The following is a 19,088-nucleotide window of genomic DNA, read 5'->3' on the forward strand; positions in this document are numbered from 1 at the left end:
TCCAACTTGTGCGGCCCGATCCCCCGATCGAGGCCGCAGAAGTTGTGAATGGCCGCAGAAGTTGCGGCCGCGAAAGCAGCTCAGGCGACCTGCGAACCCCGAAGCGCGGCGATCTCGCGGCCGTAGGCGACGGCATCCGTCTCGGCGGCTTCCTTGAGCTCCTGCGCAGCATCGGCGAAGGCGTCGAGCGCCGGGTTCACACCCACGAGGGTGAACGGACGCTGCACGACGCGGAGGTCGAGACCCCAGACGTCCGCCAGCACGCGTCGGAGCCAGCCGGTCGAGTGGTCCCAGCCCTCCTTGGGCGAGCCGGGCGCGTAGTTGCCGCCGAGCACGGTGACCAGTGTCGCGGGCTTGCCGCGAAGAGCGGTGCCGCTCGGGTCGATGCGCGGGTCGGTGTAGGCAAGGTCGAACCAGGTCTTGAAGTGCTGCGAGACGCCGTAGTTGTACAGCGGCACGGCGAACAGCAGCGCGTCGGCGCCGATCAGCTCGTCCGCGAACGAGGTCGCGAGGGCGCGCGCGTCGTTCTGCGCCGGAGTGCGCTGCGTTTCGTCGACGAAGCCGCCGGTGACGGCATCCGCCCACGCCGTTGCAGGCACGGGGTCGGCGGCGAGGTCGCGTCGCGTGACGGTCGAGTCGGGGTGGGATGCCGTCCACTCGGCCTCGACGAGGTCGGCGAGTGCGCGGCTGGCGGACGACGCGGGAAGGATGCTGGCATCCAGGCGGAACAGGGACATGACTACCTCTCGTTTTCGTAGCTGCTAGGTTTTTCTTAGCGGCACTGGTTAACGTAGCACGGGTAGGATGGGGGCATGCCCGAGGTCGAGGACGAGCTGCATGTGTGCGACGCCGCTGTCACACTCGCCTTCAGCGTGCTCGGCAAACGGTGGAACGGCATGATCGTCTCCTCGCTCGGCGGAGGGCCCTCGACGTTCGTCGCGCTGCGCCGTGCCGTGGCCGGAATCAGCGACACGGTTCTCTCGGACCGGCTGGCGGAGCTCGCCGAAGTGGGGCTCGTCTCCCGCACGGTAGAGGCCGGACCACCCGTCACGGTGTCGTACGCGCTGACCGCGAGCGGCGAGGGACTGCTGCCGATCCTCGATCAGCTCGGCACCTGGGCCTCGGCGAACCTGGAGCGTCGCGAGGCCTGACGCGCGGCATCCGGTTCACGGCATCCAGCGTCCCGGCATCCGTCGATCGATCTGCAGGTCCGAATGACAGCTGCAGGTCGGAATCGCGGATTCCGACCTGCACGTGTGATCTCGACCGACATCTGTCCCGCAGAGGCAGACGGCCTCACCAGGGACTGGGCTCGTAGTCCTTCAGGAACACGCCGTGGATGTCTTCGCCCGCCTCGCCGCGCACGATCGGGTCGTACACGCGCGCGGCGCCGTCGACCAGGTCGAGCGGAGCGTGGAAACCCTCTTCGGCCAAGCGCACCTTCGTGTAGTGCGGCCGCTCGTCGGTGATCCAGCCGGTGTCGACGGCCGTCATCAGGATGCCGTCGGTCTCGAGCATCTCGCCGGCGCTCGTGCGCGTGAGCATGTTGAGCGCGGCCTTCGCCATGTTCGTGTGCGGATGCCCCGGGCCCTTGTACCGGCGGGAGAACTGCCCCTCCATCGCCGAGACGTTCACGACGTATTTGCGGTGGGAATCGGATGCCGCCATCGACGCGCGCAGCCGGCTGATCAGCAGGAACGGCGCCGTGGTGTTGGCGAGCTGCACCTCGAGCATCTCGAGCGGATCGACCTGATCGATCGACTGCACCCAGCTGTTCGTGCGGTTGACGTCCGGGACCAGTCCGCCCGCGTCGATCGCGGTGCCGTCGGCGTGCTTCTCGAGCGAAGACGACCCCGGGGCCATGGCGAGACGTGCGAGGTCCTCCGCTGTTAGCGCCTGACCGCCCTGCTCGGCGACCGTGCCGCCGAGCGCTGCGACCGACAGCAGCGGATGCGCGTCGACCGAGGCCTGCAGCGCCTGCGGGTGCGGGTCGGCTGTGTGCCCGAAGGTCTCCATCTCGGGCAGCGGCCCGTCGGGAAGCGGCTGCAGCTCGGCATCCGCCAGCAGCGAGTATGAACCGGGCGAGCGCCGCACGGTCTGCGCGGCGTTGTTGATGAGGATGTCGAGCGGACCCTGCGCGGCCACCGAATCGGCGAGTCCTATCACCTGCGCCGGGTCGCGCAGGTCGATGCCGACGACCCGCAGCCGGTGCAGCCAGTCGGCCGAGTCGGGGAGGGCCGAGAACCGGCGCACCGCGTCGCGCGGGAAGCGCGTCGTGATCGTGGTGTGCGCGCCGTCGCGGAGCAGCCGCAGCGCGATGTGCATGCCGATCTTGGCGCGACCGCCGGTGAGCAGCGCGCGCTTGCCGGTCAGGTCGGTGCGGGCGTTGCGCTTGCCGTGGCTGAAGCGCGCGCAGTCCGGGCAGAGCTGATGGTAGAACGCATCGACCACGGTGTACGGCTGCTTGCAGATGTAGCAGTTGCGGGGCTTGAGGAGCTCTCCCGCGATCGGGGCGTCGACGACGCTGGTGGCAAGATCGGCCCCGCGGGTCTCGTCGTCGATGCGGTCCGGGGCGCCGGTGGCGGTGCGGGCGACGACGGCCTTGTCGGCCTCGGCGATCGCATCGCGGATCTCCTTGCGGCGCACGCGCTTGACGGCCTTGAACATCGCGGCTGTGGCGTGGCGCACGGCGATGAAATCCGGATGCTCGTTGTCGATCTCGTGCAGCTGCGAGAGCACGCGAAGCGTGGTCGCGAGGTCGTCGGGATCGACGCCGGTGCCGAGCACATCGCGCAGTTCGTCACTCGCCGCGGCGTCGTCCACGGGGTCTGCGAGCACCTGCGCAGCGTTCTCGGATCCGCTTCCCGGGTCTCCGAGCTCGTCGAAGGGTCCAGGCGCATTGGTCATTGTGCCGATTTTACGCGAGCGGGCTGGGGGTTCGGTGCGCGTCGATATGCAGGAGCTCATCGTGCGGCGCCGGTCGGCCGTGCACAATTCAGCAAGGACGGCACCGAGAGGTACGATTCAGCATGATCGAGGCGGGCGCCACAGAGTTCTTGCTGAATTGTGAACGCAGGGCATCTTCGACAACACTTCGAGCAGCCACTCCGTCGAAGTGACGGCTCGGCTTCCACGCTGACTGCGTATCTCGAACCCAGCGCCAGCCCGATCGACACCGGGTCAGCGCCAAAGTGCGCACTTGACGTGAAATAACGAAACCATCACGGCTTCTTGACTTCGAGTCTCGAACTCAAGAAAGTAGCTCCAGCGGAACCGTCGTGGACGACGGACTCCGCTCCGGCGTCGAAGAGACGCCGCCGTTCACAGCGAAGGAGCTCGGAATGAAGAAGAAGTATGCACTGGCCGCCCTCGGCCTCGTCGGAGCACTCGCCCTCGCGGGCTGCGGTGGCGGCGGCGCGGGCTCAGCAGGCGGCGGAGACGGCGCAGGCTCGACCGACCCGGGCGACCTGCTGATCGGCGTCTCGATGCCGACGCAGACGTCCGAGCGATGGATCGCCGACGGCAGCGCGGTCGAGGCGGGCCTCGAGGAATCCGGCTACCAGGTCGACCTGCAGTACGCCGGCGACGACATCCCCACCCAGGGCCAGCAGATCGACCAGATGATCACCAAGGGCGCAGATCTCCTGATCATCGCCGCGATCGACGGCACGGCGCTCTCCTCGCAGCTCGATGCCGCGGCCGCCGCGAACATCCCGGTCATCTCGTACGACCGCCTGATCCGCGACAGCGAGAACGTCGACTTCTACGTCACCTTCGACAACTACAAGGTCGGCGTGCAGCAGGCCACGTCGCTGCTCGTGGGGCTCGGCGTGCTCGACGCCGAAGGCAACGAGACCGACGTGAAGGGTCCGTTCAACATCGAGCTCTTCGCCGGATCGCTCGACGACAACAACGCGCACTTCTTCTGGGAGGGCGCGATGGACACCCTGAAGCCCTTCATGGACGACGGCGTGCTGACGGTGCCGTCCGGGCAGACCGACATCGAGCAGGCCGCGATCCTGCGCTGGCAGCAGGAGACGGCGCAGAAGCGCATGGAGGATCTGCTGACCTCGACGTACGGCAGCGGCACCAAGCTCGACGGCGTGCTCTCGCCGTACGACGGCCTCTCGCGCGGCATCATCACCGCGCTGCAGGGCACCGGCGGTCTGGGCGCGAACATCGAGGCCGGGCTCCCGATCGTGACCGGCCAGGATGCCGAGATCGGCTCGGTCAGCCTGATCAACCAGGGCGTGCAGTTCGCGACGATCTTCAAGGACACGCGCAAGCTCGCCGAGCAGTCGGTCGTCGTCGCCGAGGCGATGCTCGCCGGCGACGAGCCCGAGGCGAACGACACCGAGACCTACGACAACGGCGTGAAGGTCGTGCCGTCGTACCTGCTCCAGTCGGACATCGTCTACAAGGACAACATCACGCCGCTCCTCGTCGACTCCGGCTACTGGACCCAGGCCGAGGTCGACTCGGGCGTCGCCGAATAGTCCCTGACTCGTGGGGCGCGTGGCCAGACGGCCCCGCGCCCCGCAGCTCGATCGGAAGGACACCGTCCATGACGACACCCATCCTGGAGATGCGCAGCATCGAGAAGAGCTTCCCGGGGGTGAAGGCCCTCCAAGGCGTCGACCTCGACGTGAAGCCTGGCGAGATCCTCGCGATCTGCGGAGAGAACGGCGCGGGCAAGTCCACGCTGATGAAGGTCCTCTCCGGCGTCTACCCCCACGGCAGCTACGAGGGGCAGATCATCTACGAGGGCGAGGAGGCGACCTTCGGCTCCATCAACGATTCCGAGAGCGTCGGCATCGTGATCATCCATCAGGAGCTCGCCCTCATCCCGCACCTCAGCGTCGCCGAGAACATCTTCCTCGGCAATGAGCGCCGCGGTCGGAGCGGCTTGATCGACTGGGACCGCGCCAACTCCGAGGCCTCCCAGCTGATGGCTCAGGTCGGACTCGACGAAGACCCGACCGCACCCGTCTCGCAGCTCGGCGTCGGCAAGCAGCAGCTCATCGAGATCGCGAAGGCGCTCTCGAAGAACGTGCGGCTGCTCATCCTCGACGAGCCGACGGCCGCCCTGAACGACACCGACTCGGCACACCTGCTCGACCTGCTCCGGCGCCTGCGCGACGGAGGGATGACCTCGATCATCATCTCCCACAAGCTCAACGAGATCGCCGCGATCGCCGATCGCACCACCGTCATCCGCGACGGCAAGACGATCGTGACGCTCGACATGAGCGACCCGGAGTCGACCCAGGAGACGATCATCCGCGCGATGGTCGGGCGCGACCTCGCCAACCGCTACCCCGAGCGGGTGCCGGATGTCGGCGAAGAGGTCCTCCGCATCGAGAACTGGACCGTGCACCACCCCACGCAGCCCGGCCGCGTCATGGTCGACGACGCATCGCTGACGGTGCGCGCGGGCGAGGTCGTCGGCATCGCCGGCCTCATGGGAGCCGGGCGCACCGAGCTCGCGATGAGCGTCTTCGGCCGCACGTACGGGCGGAACGCCAGCGGAAAAGTCTTCGTCCGCGGCAAAGAGGTCAACACCTCGACCACGAGCGCCGCGATCCGCGCCGGCATCGCGTACGCGACGGAGGATCGGAAGAAGTTCGGCCTGAACCTCATCGACGACATCCGCCACAACATCACGATGGCGTCGCTGCGCATGATCAGCCCCGGCGGCTGGATCGACGCGAATCGCGAGCTCAAGGTCGCCGAGCGGTACAAGGCGGAGCTCAACATCAAATCGCCCACGGTGCTGCAGATGGTCGGAAACCTCTCCGGGGGCAACCAGCAGAAGGTCGTCCTCAGCAAATGGATCCAGACCGGACCCGACGTGCTCATCCTCGATGAGCCGACCCGCGGGATCGATGTCGGAGCGAAGTATGAGATCTACACGATCATCAATCGACTGGTCGCCGAAGGAAAGGGCGTCCTCGTCATCTCGTCCGAGCTGCCCGAGCTCCTCGGCATCTGCGACCGCATCTACACACTGGCCTTCGGCAGGATCACCGGCGAAGTGCCGATCGCCCAGGCAACCCAGGAGAACCTCATGCACCTCATGACCGTCGAAAGGACGTCCGCATCATGAACGGCGTCAGCAATCTGATGAGCCTCGCGACGCGCAACCTGCGTCAGAGCGGCATCCTCGTCGCGTTCGTCGCGATCGTCGCGTTCTTCGCGATCCTGAACCCGACGTTCCTGTCGCCCGGCAACATCACGAACATCATCCTGCAGTACTCCTACATCCTGATCCTCGCGATCGGCATGGTGATCATCATCATCGCCGGCCACATCGACCTCTCGGTCGGGTCGGTCGTGGCGCTCACCGGCGCTGTCGCCGCCGTCGTCGTCATCCGCGGGCAGTATCCGTGGTGGGTCGGCGTGATCGCGGCCATCGCCGTCGGTCTGCTCGTCGGAGCGTGGCAGGGCTTCTGGGTCGCCTTCGTCGGCATCCCGGCGTTCATCGTGACGCTCGCCGGCATGCTGCTCTTCCGCGGCCTCACGTTCCTGGTGCTCCAGAACGTCTCGCTCTCGCCCTTCGGCGGCACCTACTACCAGATCGCGAACGGCTTCATCAACGGGATCTTCGGCGGCTACGGCGTCGATGTGTTCACGCTCGCCATCTTCGCGTTCGGTGTCGTGGGGTATGCGGTCTGGCAGGTGCGCTCGCGCCGCTCCAAGATCGCGCATCAGCAGACGATCGAGGCACTGCCCTGGTTCATCGTCAAGATCGTGCTCGTCGCCGCCGTCGTGATGTGGTTCGGCTACCAGCTCTCGGTCAGCCGCGGCCTGCCGTTCGTGCTGATCATCCTGGCGGTGTTGATCATCGCGTACTCCGTCATCACGCAGAAGAGCGTGTTCGGTCGTCACGTGTACGCCATCGGCGGCAACCTGCACGCGGCACTGCTCAGCGGCGTGAACGTGCGGAAGGTCAACTTCTGGATCTTCGTCAACATGGGCATGCTCGCGGGCATCGCCGGTGTCGTCTTCTCCTCTCGCACCAACGGTGCGCAGCCGGGTGCCGGCAACATGTTCGAACTGGATGCCATCGCCGCCTGCTTCATCGGCGGTGCCGCGGTGACCGGTGGCGTGGGCCGCGTGGGCGGAGCCATCATCGGCGGCCTCATCATGGCCGTGATGAGCAACGGCATGCAGCTGATGGGTCTCGACCAGGCGACGCAGCAGGTCGTGAAGGGCCTGGTGCTGCTGATCGCCGTGGCGTTCGACGTCTGGAACAAGCGTCGGGCCGGTGCCGCACGCTGACCTCGGCGACGACGACACCGCGCGGTAGGCTCCCGCTATGAGCAGATGGCCGGGCGGTTCCCAGTCGGGACTGCGCGAGGCCAACACGGCGAAGATCGTCGATGCGGTCAAGCGCTTCGGCGGGCTCACTCAGGTCGAGCTCGCCGAAGCGACGCGCCTGTCGACCGCCACGGTGTCGGCGATCGTGAAGGAGCTCTCGCTGACCGGTCTGGTGGAGACGCACCCCACCTCCCGGAGCGGACGGCGAGCACAGCTCGTCACGATCGCCCGCCGCGCGGGTCTCGTGGCGGCGGTGCAGATCGGCAGCCGCAGCATGCGCGTGCGGCTCAGCGACGTCGGACAGGACGTGCTCGCCGATCGCTCGATGCCCCTCCCCGCCGACCACGCCGAAGACACCGTGCTCGATCGCATCACCCTGCTCCTCATCGACATGCTCGCGATGATCGCGGCGGATGCCGAAGACCTGGTCGGCGTGTGCATCGCGGTTCCCGCGCCGATCGACCCGGACTCCGGCCTCATCGCCTACCGCGGCGTGATGCGGCGTTGGGAGGATCAGCCGGTCGCCGAGGTGGTGCAGCAGCGTCTCGGCTGTCCGGTGCTGGTCGAGAAGGATGCCAACCTCGCGGCTCTTGCCGAGGCCACGCTGGGCACGGCTCGCGACGTCGAGGACAGCCTCTTCGTGCACGCCTCCTACACGACCAGCGCCGGCATCGTCCTGGGCTCGCGTCTCTACCGCGGACGCTCCGGCACCGCCGGTGAGATCGGGCACGTGCAGGTCGATCCGTCGGGCTCGATCTGCACCTGCGGGCAGCGCGGCTGCCTCGAGACGCTTGTCGGGGCCGAAGCGATCACCGCGCCGTTGCGCGCCACGTACGGCCAGGTCACCTTCCGCGACGTGATCGCGCAGGCGGCCTCGGGCGACCCCGGGTGCGCGCGGGTGATCGCCGACGCCGCGACGCTGCTCGGTCGCGTCGTCGCCGGGGTCTGCCAGTCGGTCGCCCCCGAGGTCATCACCGTCGGCGGCGAACTCGTGGATGCCGGACCGATCTTCCTGCTGCCGTTCGCCTCGGCCGTCCGGGAGCACGCGCCGCACAGCAGGGCTGCACGCCGGGATCCCGTCCCGACCTCCTTCGGCAAGGATGCCGTGCTGGTGGGTGCGACCATCCACATCCTGCAGTCGACCGATCCGTCCCAGCTGCTCGAGGACCGGTCATGAACATCAGCGCCTCCCAGGCGGAACCCCTCCTCACGATGCGCGGCATCACCAAGCGCTTCGGCGCCGTCGAGGCGCTCGTCGACGTCGACTTCACCGTGAATGCGCGCGAGGTCGTCGGCCTCATCGGCGACAACGCCGCCGGCAAATCCACGCTCGCGAAGATCATCGCCGGGGCGCTGGACCCGACCGAGGGCGAGATCCACATCAACGGCGAACGCGTCGAGATCGGATCGCCCGCAGACGCGCACGCGCTCGGGATCGCCACGGTGTTCCAGGATCTGGCGGTCTGCGAGAACCTCGACGTGACCGCCAACGTCTTCCTCGGCCGGGAGCTCCGCACTTCCAGGGGCCTGATGCGCGAGGCCGACATGGAATCGGCGACGCGTCAGGCGATCGACGACCTCGGCGCCAGCATCCCGTCGATCCGCGTACCGCTGAGCACCCTCTCGGGCGGGCAGCGGCAGGCCGTCGCGATCGCCCGCACGCTCATCAGCCAGCCGCGGCTGGTGGTGCTGGACGAGCCGACCGCCTCGCTCAGCGTGGCGCAGACCGCCGACGTGCTCACTCACATCGAACGACTGCGCGACCTGGGTCTGGGCGTGATCTTCATCAGCCACAATCTCGGCGACATCCAGGCCGTGTCCGATCGTGTCGAGGTGCTGCGTCACGGCCGGAACAACGGGTCGTTCGCGGCGCAGGACGTGAAGCACTCCGACCTGATCGCGGCGATCATCGGAACGTCGCACGGTTCGCGTCCCCGCGCCTAGAACTCCCGACGCGCAGCACTGGATCGCACGCCCTCGGAACGACTACCTTGGACGCGACGAGGGTCGAAGGGAACGCGGTGGGCGGGATCGAAGAGCAGGTCGAGCAGGTCGAGATGGACCCGGTCATGTCGCCGACACTGACCGACGAGCAGTGGGAGCGGCTCGTCGCGGCCGGCACTCCACACGACGTCGTGGTCGGCGATCACGTCTTCCGCACCGGGGAGTCCGGCTACGACCTCATCGCCATCGAGTCCGGCGAGGTCGAGATCGTCCGCGATGCGCTGCGGTGGATGGGCGAGATCGTCATCACCACGATGGGTCCGCGCACGTTCGCGGGCGAGCTGGGGCTGCTGAACGGGCAGGGCGCGTTCCTGACGGCTCGCGTGACGAAGCCGGGTCGCGTGTACCGCGTCACGCGCGCGGCCCTCCGCACCCTCATGAACGAGGACGACGAGCTGTGCGACCTGATCCTGGACGCGCTGTGGGCGCGCCGCGAGTCACTCCGCACCGGGCCCGCGGCCATGACGCTGAAGTTCGTCGGGACCTCGTCGTCGAACGACTTCCTGGCGCTTCGCCGCTTCGCCGAGCGCCTCGATCTGGTGCACAAGGCCGTGACGGTCGCGCCGGATGATCTCGCCTCGCTCGGCACGCACGACATCACCGTCGACGACCTCCCGGTCGCCTACATCCAGGGCGAGCCGCTGCTGCGCGCGACGCCGGGAACCGTCGCCGAGCAGCTCGGCCTCAGCTATCAGGCGCATGCCGACGAGGTCGTCGATCTCGTCGTGGTCGGCGGCGGACCGGCCGGCCTCGCGGCCGCGATCTACGGCGCCTCGGAAGGGCTGAGCACGGTGCTGCTGGATGCCGTCGCCCCGGGCGGTCAGGCGGCCGCGACGTCGCGCATCGAGAACTTCCTCGGGTTCCCCTTCGGCGTCAGCGGCGGCGACCTGATCGGCCAGGCCATCCTGCAGGCGCTGAAGTTCGGCGTGCGCGTGTACGCCCCGTGCGAGGCCGTGGGGCTGACGCGAGTCGGCCCCGACCTGCTCGACGTCACCCTCTCCGACGGACGACTGATCCGCGCGCGCAGCGCGATCGTCACCTCGGGAGCGGCCTACCGCCGGCTCGACCTGGACCGGTGGGAGGACTTCGAGCGGTCAGGGGTGTACTACGCCGCGACGCCGCTGGAGCTGCGTCAGGTGCAGGGCAAACCCGTCGTCGTGGTCGGCGGCGCGAACTCCGCCGGGCAGGCAGCGCTCTACCTGTCCGCCCACGGCTCACCGGTGCATCTGGTCGTGCGCGGCGAGAACCTGGGCACGCGGATGTCGAGCTACCTGGCCGACCGCCTCGCCGACGATCCGCGGGTGAAGGTGCACACCTCGTCGAACGTCATCGGCCTCGAGGGGAACGGCACGCTGGAATCGGTGCGCATCGACACCGCCGGCGAGGTCGATGCCCGCGGCCTGTTCTGCTTCATCGGTGCGACGCCGGCGACGTCGTGGCTGCCGACGCTCGACCGCGACGCCGAGGGATTCATCCGCACCGGAACGGATGTCGGGGTGCAGACCCTGGAGCTGTGGCAGGGCCTCGGCCGCGAGCCGCTGCCGTTCGAGACCTCGGCGCCGCGGGTGTTCGCGGCCGGAGACGTACGCCGCGGATCGATGAAACGGGTCGCGGCCGCCGTCGGCGAAGGATCGAGCGCCGTGGCATCCGTCCACCGCGCACTGGCTTTCTAGAGGAGGAAGAGATGAGTTCCGACATCGACACGAATGCGCTGCCGTCCGGAAACGGATGCCAGGAGTGCGACGACCACGACGGCTTCTGGGTGCACCTGCGCCGCTGCGCGGCGTGCGGCCACGTCGGATGCTGCGACACCTCGCCAGGCCAGCATGCCACCGCCCACTTCCGCGAGACCGGGCACCGGCTCATCCAGAGCTTCGAGCCGGGCGAGGAATGGTACTGGGACTACGTCGACGAGTCGACCTTCGAGGGTCCGGAGCTCGCCGCCCCGACCAGCCATCCCGCCGATCAGCCCGTGCCCGGCCCGAAGGGTCGCGTCCCGGCGAACTGGCGGGATCTCATCCACACCTGAGGCGGGGGCGCAGAATGGGTCCATGGATTCTCTCGACCCGCATGTGCTCGGCCCTGGACTGCTTCCCACCCCGTTCACGGCCGACGAGATCCGAGATGCGACCGGTTCCCGGAAGGTGATCCGCCTTCTTCTGGAGGGGCCGGACGGCCCGCTCGGCGAGCATGTGAACCGCTTCCATGAGACGGATGCCGAGGGCGCGACTCTCGACCGCTGGGCCGCCGCGGACCCGAAGTCCGTCGTGTCGAATCGCGTCACCTGGGCGGAGTTGCAGGGTCATGCCGCGTTCGATGCCGGGACGACGAGCGTGTCGACGGTGTCGCTGTCTTCGCCGCTCGGCGAGCTGACCTGCCGCCGCTACGACACCGACGACGGCGTCTTCTGGTTCTCCATCGCACACCCCGGGATGCCGGTGCTGCACGAGTCCGAGGGCATGCGGACGACGGTGCTGAGCATCGAGGACGACTGACGAACGGGTCATTCGCCGCAGCGGGCCAGTCCTGGCCGAACGTCCGATGCTGAACGTCGGCACCTCGGCGTAGGGTCGCATCATGAGCAGCACAGCATCCTTCGAGCGTCCCGGGGTCGTCCCCTCCTACCTCCTCGCGCGCCTGGCCGAGTCGGGCCGTTTCCCGCGGGCCGCAGCCGCCGCCCGGCAGACCCTGACCGCGGGCCGCCCGCCGTTCCGCGCCCGCATCGACCTCTCGATCGATGAGAACGGCGCCCTCGTGGCGCAGCTCTCCGATGCGCCGAACCGCACGATCAGCGACGCCGGCAACACTCAGGAGCTGCCCGGCGCAGTGGTGCGCACCGAAGACGACGGCCCGGTCGACGACCCGGCCGTGAACGAGGCGTTCGACGGCCTCGGCGCGACGTTCGAGATGCTGCTCTCGTCGTTCGGCCGCAACTCCCTCGACGATGCGGGCGCCCCGCTCGACGCGACCGTGCACTACGGCGTCGATTACGACAACGCGTTCTGGGACGGCGAGCGCATGGTCTTCGGCGACGGAGACGGCGAGGTGTTCCAGGACTTCACCGGCTCCATCACGGTCATCGGGCACGAGCTCGCGCATGGCGTCATCCAGCACACCGCGAATCTCGAGTACCAGGGTCAGCCCGGCGCACTGAACGAGTCGATCGCCGACGTCTTCGGGGCTCTGACCGAGCAGTACTCCCTCGGCCAGACCGCCGACCAGGCGACCTGGCTCATCGGCGCCGAGATCTTCACGGATGCCGTCGAGGGCAAGGCGCTTCGCTCGATGATCGAACCGGGCACGGCCTACGACGACGACGAGCTGGGCAAGGATCCGCAGCCGGCCCACATGAGCGACTTCGTCCGGACGACGGAAGACAACGGCGGGGTGCACATCAACTCCGGCATCCCCAACCGCGCGTTCGCGCTGTTCGCCATCGAGCTCGGCGGCAACGCCTGGGAGCGCGCCGGCACGGTCTGGTACCGCACGCTCACCGGCGGGCTCTCGAGCACCGCGACCTTCACCGTATTCGCCGACGCCACCCTCGCAGCCGCCGCCGAGATCGACGACGAGACGGCCGCAGCCGCTCGACGCGCGTGGACCACCGTGGGTGTCTACGAGAGCGAGCGGGTCCCCTCCACCGACTGACGCCAGGAGGCCCTCCTGTGCCGGGCTGACGTTGTATACCGCTATATCGCGCTCGCTGATTGACTTTCCCCCGCGGCGCGTCCACCCTTGCCGACGGAGTGGTCGGCGATGGATGGACTGGGTATGACGAAGAAGGAACACCTGCGGTGGGGGCTGTCCGCCGATCCCGCTGCAACAGCGGCGATGGCGCGAGCCGGGAGAGGGGCCCTGTGATCAGAGTGGCGATCGTCGACGACGAAGCACTGGTGCGCTCCGGCTTCCGGTTGATCCTCAGCGCCGCACCCGACCTCGAAGTGGTCGGCACCTTCGACGGCTCCGAAACGACGGACGCCATCGTCGGTGGAAAGCCCGACGTCGTGCTGCTCGACATTCGGATGCGGGGCCGCAGCGGCCTGGACATCCTCCACGACATCCGGGAGATGCCGACTCCGCCCGCGGTGGCCGTTCTCACCACGTTCGCCTCCGACGATCACATCGCTCGCGCTCTCGGCGACGGCGCTGCGGGTTTTCTCGTCAAGGACACCGATCCGGAACAGCTCCCCACCCTCGTACGTTCTCTGGCCGCCGGAGGCATAGTGCTGTCACCCTCGATCTCGCGCACGGTGATCGACGGGTATCTCGGCGCGGGCGATCGCGCCGCGTCGAGGCTGATCGAGGCTCTCACCGAACGCGAACGCCAGGTGCTGGCGCGACTGGTCGCGGGCGAGTCCAACCGCGAGATCGGCAGCACCCTGCACCTCAGCGTGGGGACGATCAAGGACCATGTCAGCGCGATCCTCCGCAAGCTCGGCGTGGCCACCAGGCTGCAGGCCGCTCTCGTGTCCGAGCGTGCGGGTCTGACCACGTCATTCTCCGCGGTCGACCGATGACGGCGGGTTGGAGTGAGCACTCGCCCGCCCTGGCCGATTCGCTCCTCGTCGCGGTCGCCGTCGCGACCTCCGCCGTCACGGTCGCCGCGATCATCGTCCTCGCCCTGCTTGCTCGCACCCGCCGTGAACTGACCACGCGTCTGCGTCATCTCGAACACGCGCACGACGTCGAACGTCGCCACGTCGTCGAAGAGATCCTCGCCGCGGAGCGCGCGCGGATCGCCCGCGAGATGCACGATGTCGTGTCCCACCAGGTCTCCCTGATCGCGGTCGAGGCCGGTGCGCTTCAGATGCAGGCGACGGATCCTGCGGTGCAAGCCACCGCTCGACGGATGCGCTCACACGCCGTGAAGGCTCTCGACGAGCTTCGTCAGATGGTCGCCGTCCTTCGCGTCCGTGGAATCCCTTGCCTCCACCCTGAGCCTCCTGCCACGCTCGACGACCTCGGCAGGCTCATCCAGGAGTCCGGCATCCGCGCCACGGCAGCCCTCGACCTGCCTGCCGATCTGCCGGCGCATGCGCCTCGGACCATCTACCGCACCGTGCAGGAAGCGCTGACGAACATCCGAAAGCACGCCCCCGGCGTCGACGTCCGGATCACCGGCCGCACCGCCGGGGACTACATCACGCTCGCCATCCACAACACCGCCGGCACCACACCCTCGATGACTCTCCCCTCCGCACGGCACGGCCTGATCGGTCTCCGCGAACGCGCCGAGCTCCTCGGCGGAACGCTCACGACACGGATCGAGCCCGACGGAGCTCACACCCTGACGATCAGCATCCGTCACCACTGATCGCGTACACGCGCAGGGCATTGCGGCAGTAGACCTTGTCGATCACGTCGCGCGGCAGGGCGAGGCCTGGCACGTCGGCGCGCAGACTCCCCACGCGCTGGCTCTCCGCGGTCGCCAGGTAGCGCCAGTCCGACACCCAGATGGCCGGCGCGACGCGGCGGAATCGCACCGGATCGGTGTGCGCGTTGAAGGTCATGTCACTGCCGTAGAGCAGCCGGTCCTGGTAGCGGATGAAGAAGGCGCGCACATGCTCGTGGTCGCGCAGCGACTGGCACTGCACATGGCTCATCCGCGATGCCAGATCGACGACGGCGCGCGGGAACCGGTCGAGGAATCCGGCGAGCCGGTCGATGTCGTGCTCCAGGCTGCCCATGTGCGCGCCGACGAACTGCAGTCGGGGATGCGTCGTGAGGAAGCGATCCCGCATCGCGATCAGGTCTTCGTAGCTCGGCCGATCGGGCCACCGATGCATGTGGAAGTGCGGATGCCGCTCGAAATACCGTCGGTCGCTGTCCGTCGTCATGTGCTCGAGCGGCAGCCAGCAGTTGTGCGGCTCGCCCTGGTGGCCGATCACCGGCAACCCCAACGACCGTGCATGGTCGATCACCGGCTCGAGGACCGGGTGGTCCAGCAGGATCAGTCGGCCGTCCGCGTCTCGCTCGGTCATGCCGATGTTCTTCCAGACCTTCACCGCGCACGCGCCCTCGGCCTTCGCCTCGGCCAGCCCGGCTGTGACGCGACCGAGCCAGCGACGCGTCCCGAAGCCCATCATCGAGAAGGTCGTCGCCCAGTGGATGCGCGCGGGGTCGTCCTTCGCCAGTGCGGCCGCCACCGCGCGCTGGTCGAGGAGGTCGGGGAAGTCCGGGGAGTCCGCGTTGATCGACAGCAGCTCGAACCCGTTCTCCCGAGCGAGATCGGGAAGAGTCGGGTCCTCGACGTTCAGGTGCACGTGGGCGTCGAACTTGCGGACACGAGAGAAGTCCGAGAGTTCGTACGGTGCCGACTCCGAGCTCCGGCGAGCAGCACGGCTCCGAGATTCGACCTCACCAGACACAGCCCCACCCGACACAGCCCCACCCGACACAGCCACACGCACGATCACGTTCATCCATGCAGCGACCCGTGACGCTGCCTCCGTCAGCCTCGGCGCTGCCGGCTGTCCGCGGTATCCGTCACCAGACGAGAGCACCCCCGCCACCTGGCCGGATTCCGCCTGCCGTCGTCGGAGTGTCGGGGGACGGTCGCCGGCGTCTGGCCACAGCCGCTCGACGCGCGTGGACCGGCGTGGGAGTCTATGAGGATGAGCGAGTCCCCTCCTCCGACTGACATCCGCGTCGTGATCGCGGTGGTGCGCTCGGGCGGCATCGCCGGCATCCGCCGTCAGTGGCGGGTCGAGGCGGAGGCGCCCGACGCCGATGACTGGATCACCCTGATCGACAGCTGCCCCTGGGATCAGGAAGCGGATGCCGCGGCCGGGGCCGACCGGTTCGTCTGGAGCATCCGCGCCCGCACACCCTCGGAACGACGCGAGAGAGAGCTCAGCGACTCCGAGGTCGACGGCCCGTGGCGCGAGCTCGTCGATGCGGTGCGCGCGGCGTCGCGCCGCGAGAGCTGACGCCCGCGGCATCCGATCAATCGGGTGTGAATCGCTCGGGTCTCCCGTCGGGCGGGGCGACAATGGGTCGCATGGGAATGTTCGAGCAGCGCAAGGAAGAAGAGAACCAATGGGCGGGCCTTCCGTCCGAGCCGCTCGACCGCGGAGCCGCCGATGTGCTCGACACGGCGCCTCCGGTCGATCCGATGGCGCTCGGTCTCGGTGCGCAGGTGACTTCGATCGTCTTCCCGGTCGCGCCGCAGGTGCCGGATGCCGTCTCGACGGAGAACAGTGAGCCGGAGGACGAGACCGACGACTGACGTCGGTCGGGCTGCGTCTCTCGCCGCTCGCCCTGGTCGGGCTGCGTCGCCCGCCGCGGCTACGGTGGAAGGATGACGATCACCGCCGCCGCAGACGGCTCCGCCCTGGGCAACCCCGGCCCCAACGGGTGGGCCTGGTACATCGACGACGACAACTGGGCGGCGGGCGGGTCCGCGCACGGCACGAACAATCAGGGCGAGCTCCAGGCCGTCCTCGAACTGCTGAAGGCCACCGCCGGCACCGACGAGAAGCTGCACATCTGGTGCGACAGCCGATACGTGATCGACTCGGTGACCAAGTGGATGCCGGGATGGAAGCGCAAGGGCTGGCGCAAGTCCGACGGCGGCCCGGTGCTCAACCGCGACCTGCTCGAGGGCATCGACGAGGCCATGCGCGGACGCGACGTGCAGTTCTCCTGGGTGAAGGGCCACGCCGGCGACGAGCTCAACGAAGCAGCCGACGAGCGCGCGAACGCCGCAGCGAACGCGTACAAGAACAAGCAGGAGCCGCGCCGCGGGCCGGGCTTCACACGAGCGACGGATGCCGGGGCCGCCGTCGCGGCATCCGCTCCGATCGCCGCGAGCGCAGGCTCCCCCGCGACGCCGCCGCCGGCCGCACGGGCCGCGACGGCCGAGCCGCTCTGGGCCGAGGCATCCGATCTGCTCGACGGTCTGGACGCCCCCGTCGACGACCCGATCGAGGTGCGCCTCGCGCTCACCGGCGACGAGCACGCGCGACTCCGCGATCGTGCCGAGGCGCAGGGCGTGACCCTGGAAGAGGCGCTCCGCCGCCTGATCTGACAGCGGATGCCAGGCGTACACTCGCATCATGTCGACTACCGCCCGCATGATCGGCCGTATCTTCCTGGGTTCCTCCCTCGTCTTCGCCGGCGTCTCGCACCTCACCTTCGCGCGTGAGGAGTTCCAGGCGCAGGTGCCCGAGTCGCTGCCGCTCGATCCCGACGTGACCGTGGTCGCCTCAGGGGTGGCCGAAGTGGCGCTCGGTTCCGCGCTGCTCTGGGCGCACGGCCACCGGCGGCGCGTCGGCATCATCGCCGCGCTGTTCTTCGTCGCGGTGTTCCCGGGGAACCTGGCGCAGTGGATGCACCATCGCGACGGCTTCGGGCTCGACACCGAGATGAAGCGCTTCGTGCGCCTGTTCTTCCAGCCCGTGCTCGTCGCGCTGGCCCTCTGGTCCACGCGCGAACCTCGTCGCTGACGGTCACTCCTCGCCCCGCGAAATCAGGCAGACACCTCGAATCAGGCGCGTTCCCGCGATTGCGGCCTGATTCCGCGCGGACGCCTGAGCCGGCGTGCCCGATGCCGCCGTCAGAGTCGCTCGGGTCACGCCCCCAGCCCGACGAACCGGCCCGTCATCCGCGTCAGGGCGGGGTGGTCGCGCAGCATCCGCAACGGACGAGGCAACGGCGCCCCCGGTTGCGTCGTGGTCAGCAGCGGACGCTGCATCTGACGCTGCACCGCCTGGGTGACGATGACCGGCCACGCCCGGCGCCGCTGGACCCGGCGGAGGTCGCGAGGAAGCGGCGCCCGGTTCTCCAACACCGGCCCGAGGATACGAGCCGTGGTCACGGCATCCTGAATCGCGAGGTTGATGCCGACGCCTCCGGCCGGCGACATCGCGTGCGCGGAGTCGCCGATGCACAGCAGCCCGTCGACGTACCAGCGGCGCAGCCGTTCGAGCCGCACCCGCAGCAGGTGCACGTCGTCGCGGGTCAGGCTGGCTGCGGCCTCGCCGAGGCGGGGCGAGATCCGACGGAGGCGCGCGATCATCTCGGGCACGTCCTCGGCTTCTCCCGTCCAGGTGCCGGCCGGGATGACGTGTGCGATCTGGAAGAAGTCGCCGCGATCGATCGTGATGATCATGCCCGCCCCCGCCTGGACGAACGGGTAGGCCTCGCCCTCGTGCTTCGGCAGGCGGAACCACAGCACGTCCATGGCGGCGGCCACCTCCGTCGGCGCCAACCCCGCGGCCGTCCGGACCTCGGAGTCCCGACCGGATGCATCGACGACGAGCCGTGCACGGATCTCGACGGCACCTTCGGGGCCAGTGCCGGTGACGCCGGTGATCCGTCCACCCTCCCTGACAACGCCGTCGATGCGGGTCGAGCGGAGCAGGTGGAAGCCCGGATGCCGACCCGCGGCGTCGGCCAGCAGATCGAGGAAGTCCCACTGCGGCATGAAGGTCATGACCTTGCGCGCGGTGGGAAGGTGGGCGAAGTCCGCGAGGGTGAGCTCGGTGCCGTGCCAGCTGAGGGTGACTCGCGACATGTCGGCATGCGGCCTCTGCAGGAACTCGTCGAGGAGGCCGAGCTGCCCGAGCAGTTGCTGCGTCGACGGGTGGATCGTGTCGCCGCGGAAGTCCCGGAGGAAGTCGGCGTGCTTCTCGACGACCGTGACGTCGAGCCCGCGCCGGGCGAGCAGCAGCCCCAGCATGAGACCGGCGGGTCCACCGCCGACGATGATGCAGTCGGTGTCGCTTCGCGTGTCCATGCTCACAGCGTCTTGCAGCGAGTGC

At 68.7% G+C, this 19,088-nt stretch carries 20 protein-coding genes; 16 read left to right on the top strand and 4 right to left on the bottom strand.

The window, feature by feature from the left end; genetic code table 11:
* Positions 1–80 precede the first annotated feature (80 nt).
* Positions 81–737, bottom strand: a complete 657-nt coding sequence (locus tag RS85_RS09345; RefSeq protein WP_046013178.1) for an FMN-dependent NADH-azoreductase — start codon at positions 735–737, stop codon at positions 81–83.
* Positions 738–812: 75 nt separating this feature from the next.
* On the opposite strand from RS85_RS09345, the gene RS85_RS09350 reads away from it, so the two are divergent.
* Positions 813–1,151 (top strand): winged helix-turn-helix transcriptional regulator, encoded by a 339-nt coding sequence (locus RS85_RS09350; protein WP_046013179.1) that lies wholly within the window; start codon positions 813–815, stop codon positions 1,149–1,151.
* A 145-nt stretch (positions 1,152–1,296) separates the two neighbouring features.
* Here RS85_RS09350 and RS85_RS09355 read toward each other — a convergent pair whose 3' ends face one another.
* Positions 1,297–2,907 (bottom strand): SDR family NAD(P)-dependent oxidoreductase, encoded by a 1,611-nt coding sequence (locus RS85_RS09355; protein WP_235282392.1) that lies wholly within the window; start codon positions 2,905–2,907, stop codon positions 1,297–1,299.
* Between the two features lie 434 nt (positions 2,908–3,341).
* Between RS85_RS09355 and chvE the strand changes: the two genes are divergently transcribed.
* The 11 genes from chvE to RS85_RS09410 all read left to right on the top strand — a co-directional run bounded on the left by chvE (position 3,342) and on the right by RS85_RS09410 (position 14,638).
* Positions 3,342–4,496, top strand: coding sequence for a multiple monosaccharide ABC transporter substrate-binding protein (gene chvE, locus RS85_RS09360; RefSeq protein ID WP_046013276.1), 1,155 nt, complete (start codon positions 3,342–3,344; stop codon positions 4,494–4,496).
* Between the two features lie 68 nt (positions 4,497–4,564).
* Positions 4,565–6,106, top strand: coding sequence for a multiple monosaccharide ABC transporter ATP-binding protein (gene mmsA, locus RS85_RS09365; protein ID WP_046013180.1), 1,542 nt, complete (start codon positions 4,565–4,567; stop codon positions 6,104–6,106).
* Positions 6,103–7,281, top strand: a complete 1,179-nt coding sequence (gene mmsB, locus RS85_RS09370; RefSeq protein WP_046013181.1) for a multiple monosaccharide ABC transporter permease — start codon at positions 6,103–6,105, stop codon at positions 7,279–7,281. Before mmsA ends, mmsB begins: the two co-directional genes overlap by 4 nt.
* A 37-nt stretch (positions 7,282–7,318) precedes the next feature.
* A complete protein-coding gene (locus RS85_RS09375; protein ID WP_046013182.1) occupies positions 7,319–8,497 on the top strand; it encodes an ROK family transcriptional regulator in 1,179 nt (392 codons plus the stop codon).
* Complete coding sequence (locus tag RS85_RS09380) at positions 8,494–9,264, top strand: ATP-binding cassette domain-containing protein (RefSeq protein ID WP_046013183.1); 771 nt, start codon at positions 8,494–8,496, stop codon at positions 9,262–9,264. The genes RS85_RS09375 and RS85_RS09380 overlap by 4 nt, the downstream gene beginning before the upstream one ends.
* Before the next feature lie 77 nt (positions 9,265–9,341).
* Entirely contained in the window at positions 9,342–10,997 is a 1,656-nt protein-coding gene (locus RS85_RS09385) for an FAD-dependent oxidoreductase (RefSeq protein WP_235282393.1), read from the top strand.
* A gap of 11 nt (positions 10,998–11,008) precedes the next feature.
* Positions 11,009–11,353 carry a UBP-type zinc finger domain-containing protein gene (locus RS85_RS09390; protein WP_046013184.1) on the top strand — a complete coding sequence of 115 codons (345 nt, stop codon included), beginning with the start codon at positions 11,009–11,011 and terminating at the stop codon, positions 11,351–11,353.
* 22 nt (positions 11,354–11,375) lie between these two features.
* Complete coding sequence (locus RS85_RS09395; protein WP_046013185.1) at positions 11,376–11,819, top strand: hypothetical protein; 444 nt, start codon at positions 11,376–11,378, stop codon at positions 11,817–11,819.
* An 82-nt stretch (positions 11,820–11,901) separates the two neighbouring features.
* Entirely contained in the window at positions 11,902–12,972 is a 1,071-nt protein-coding gene (locus tag RS85_RS09400) for a M4 family metallopeptidase (RefSeq protein ID WP_046013186.1), read from the top strand.
* A gap of 209 nt (positions 12,973–13,181) precedes the next feature.
* Positions 13,182–13,841, top strand: coding sequence for a response regulator (locus RS85_RS09405; protein WP_046013187.1), 660 nt, complete (start codon positions 13,182–13,184; stop codon positions 13,839–13,841).
* The gene (locus RS85_RS09410; RefSeq protein ID WP_052703506.1) at positions 13,838–14,638 is read left to right on the top strand and encodes a sensor histidine kinase; all 801 of its coding nucleotides are present in this window, start codon (positions 13,838–13,840) and stop codon (positions 14,636–14,638) included. Before RS85_RS09405 ends, RS85_RS09410 begins: the two co-directional genes overlap by 4 nt.
* Here RS85_RS09410 and RS85_RS09415 read toward each other — a convergent pair.
* Positions 14,619–15,692, bottom strand: coding sequence for an amidohydrolase family protein (locus RS85_RS09415; protein WP_200894815.1), 1,074 nt, complete (start codon positions 15,690–15,692; stop codon positions 14,619–14,621). The two genes, RS85_RS09410 and RS85_RS09415, sit on opposite strands and share 20 nt — an antisense overlap.
* 246 nt (positions 15,693–15,938) lie before the next feature.
* Here RS85_RS09415 and RS85_RS09420 point away from each other — a divergent pair, with 246 nt between their 5' ends.
* The 4 genes from RS85_RS09420 (at position 15,939) to RS85_RS09435 (ending at position 17,771) form a co-directional block, all read left to right on the top strand.
* Positions 15,939–16,253 carry a protealysin inhibitor emfourin gene (locus tag RS85_RS09420; protein WP_046013189.1) on the top strand — a complete coding sequence of 105 codons (315 nt, stop codon included), beginning with the start codon at positions 15,939–15,941 and terminating at the stop codon, positions 16,251–16,253.
* A 71-nt stretch (positions 16,254–16,324) separates the two neighbouring features.
* Complete coding sequence (locus RS85_RS09425) at positions 16,325–16,552, top strand: hypothetical protein (protein ID WP_046013190.1); 228 nt, start codon at positions 16,325–16,327, stop codon at positions 16,550–16,552.
* A 72-nt stretch (positions 16,553–16,624) separates the two neighbouring features.
* Positions 16,625–17,353, top strand: coding sequence for a ribonuclease H family protein (locus RS85_RS09430; RefSeq protein WP_046013191.1), 729 nt, complete (start codon positions 16,625–16,627; stop codon positions 17,351–17,353).
* A 28-nt stretch (positions 17,354–17,381) separates the two neighbouring features.
* Positions 17,382–17,771: a DoxX family protein gene (locus tag RS85_RS09435; RefSeq protein ID WP_046013192.1), complete on the top strand. Its 390-nt coding sequence runs from the start codon at positions 17,382–17,384 to the stop codon at positions 17,769–17,771.
* A gap of 125 nt (positions 17,772–17,896) precedes the next feature.
* Here the strand turns inward: RS85_RS09435 and RS85_RS09440 are convergent, their stop codons facing one another.
* Positions 17,897–19,063, bottom strand: coding sequence for an FAD-dependent monooxygenase (locus tag RS85_RS09440; RefSeq protein WP_046013279.1), 1,167 nt, complete (start codon positions 19,061–19,063; stop codon positions 17,897–17,899).
* Positions 19,064–19,088: the final 25 nt, after the last annotated feature.

This window comes from Microbacterium sp. SA39, from assembly GCF_000967865.1.
In the GTDB taxonomy this organism is placed as follows: domain Bacteria; phylum Actinomycetota; class Actinomycetes; order Actinomycetales; family Microbacteriaceae; genus Microbacterium.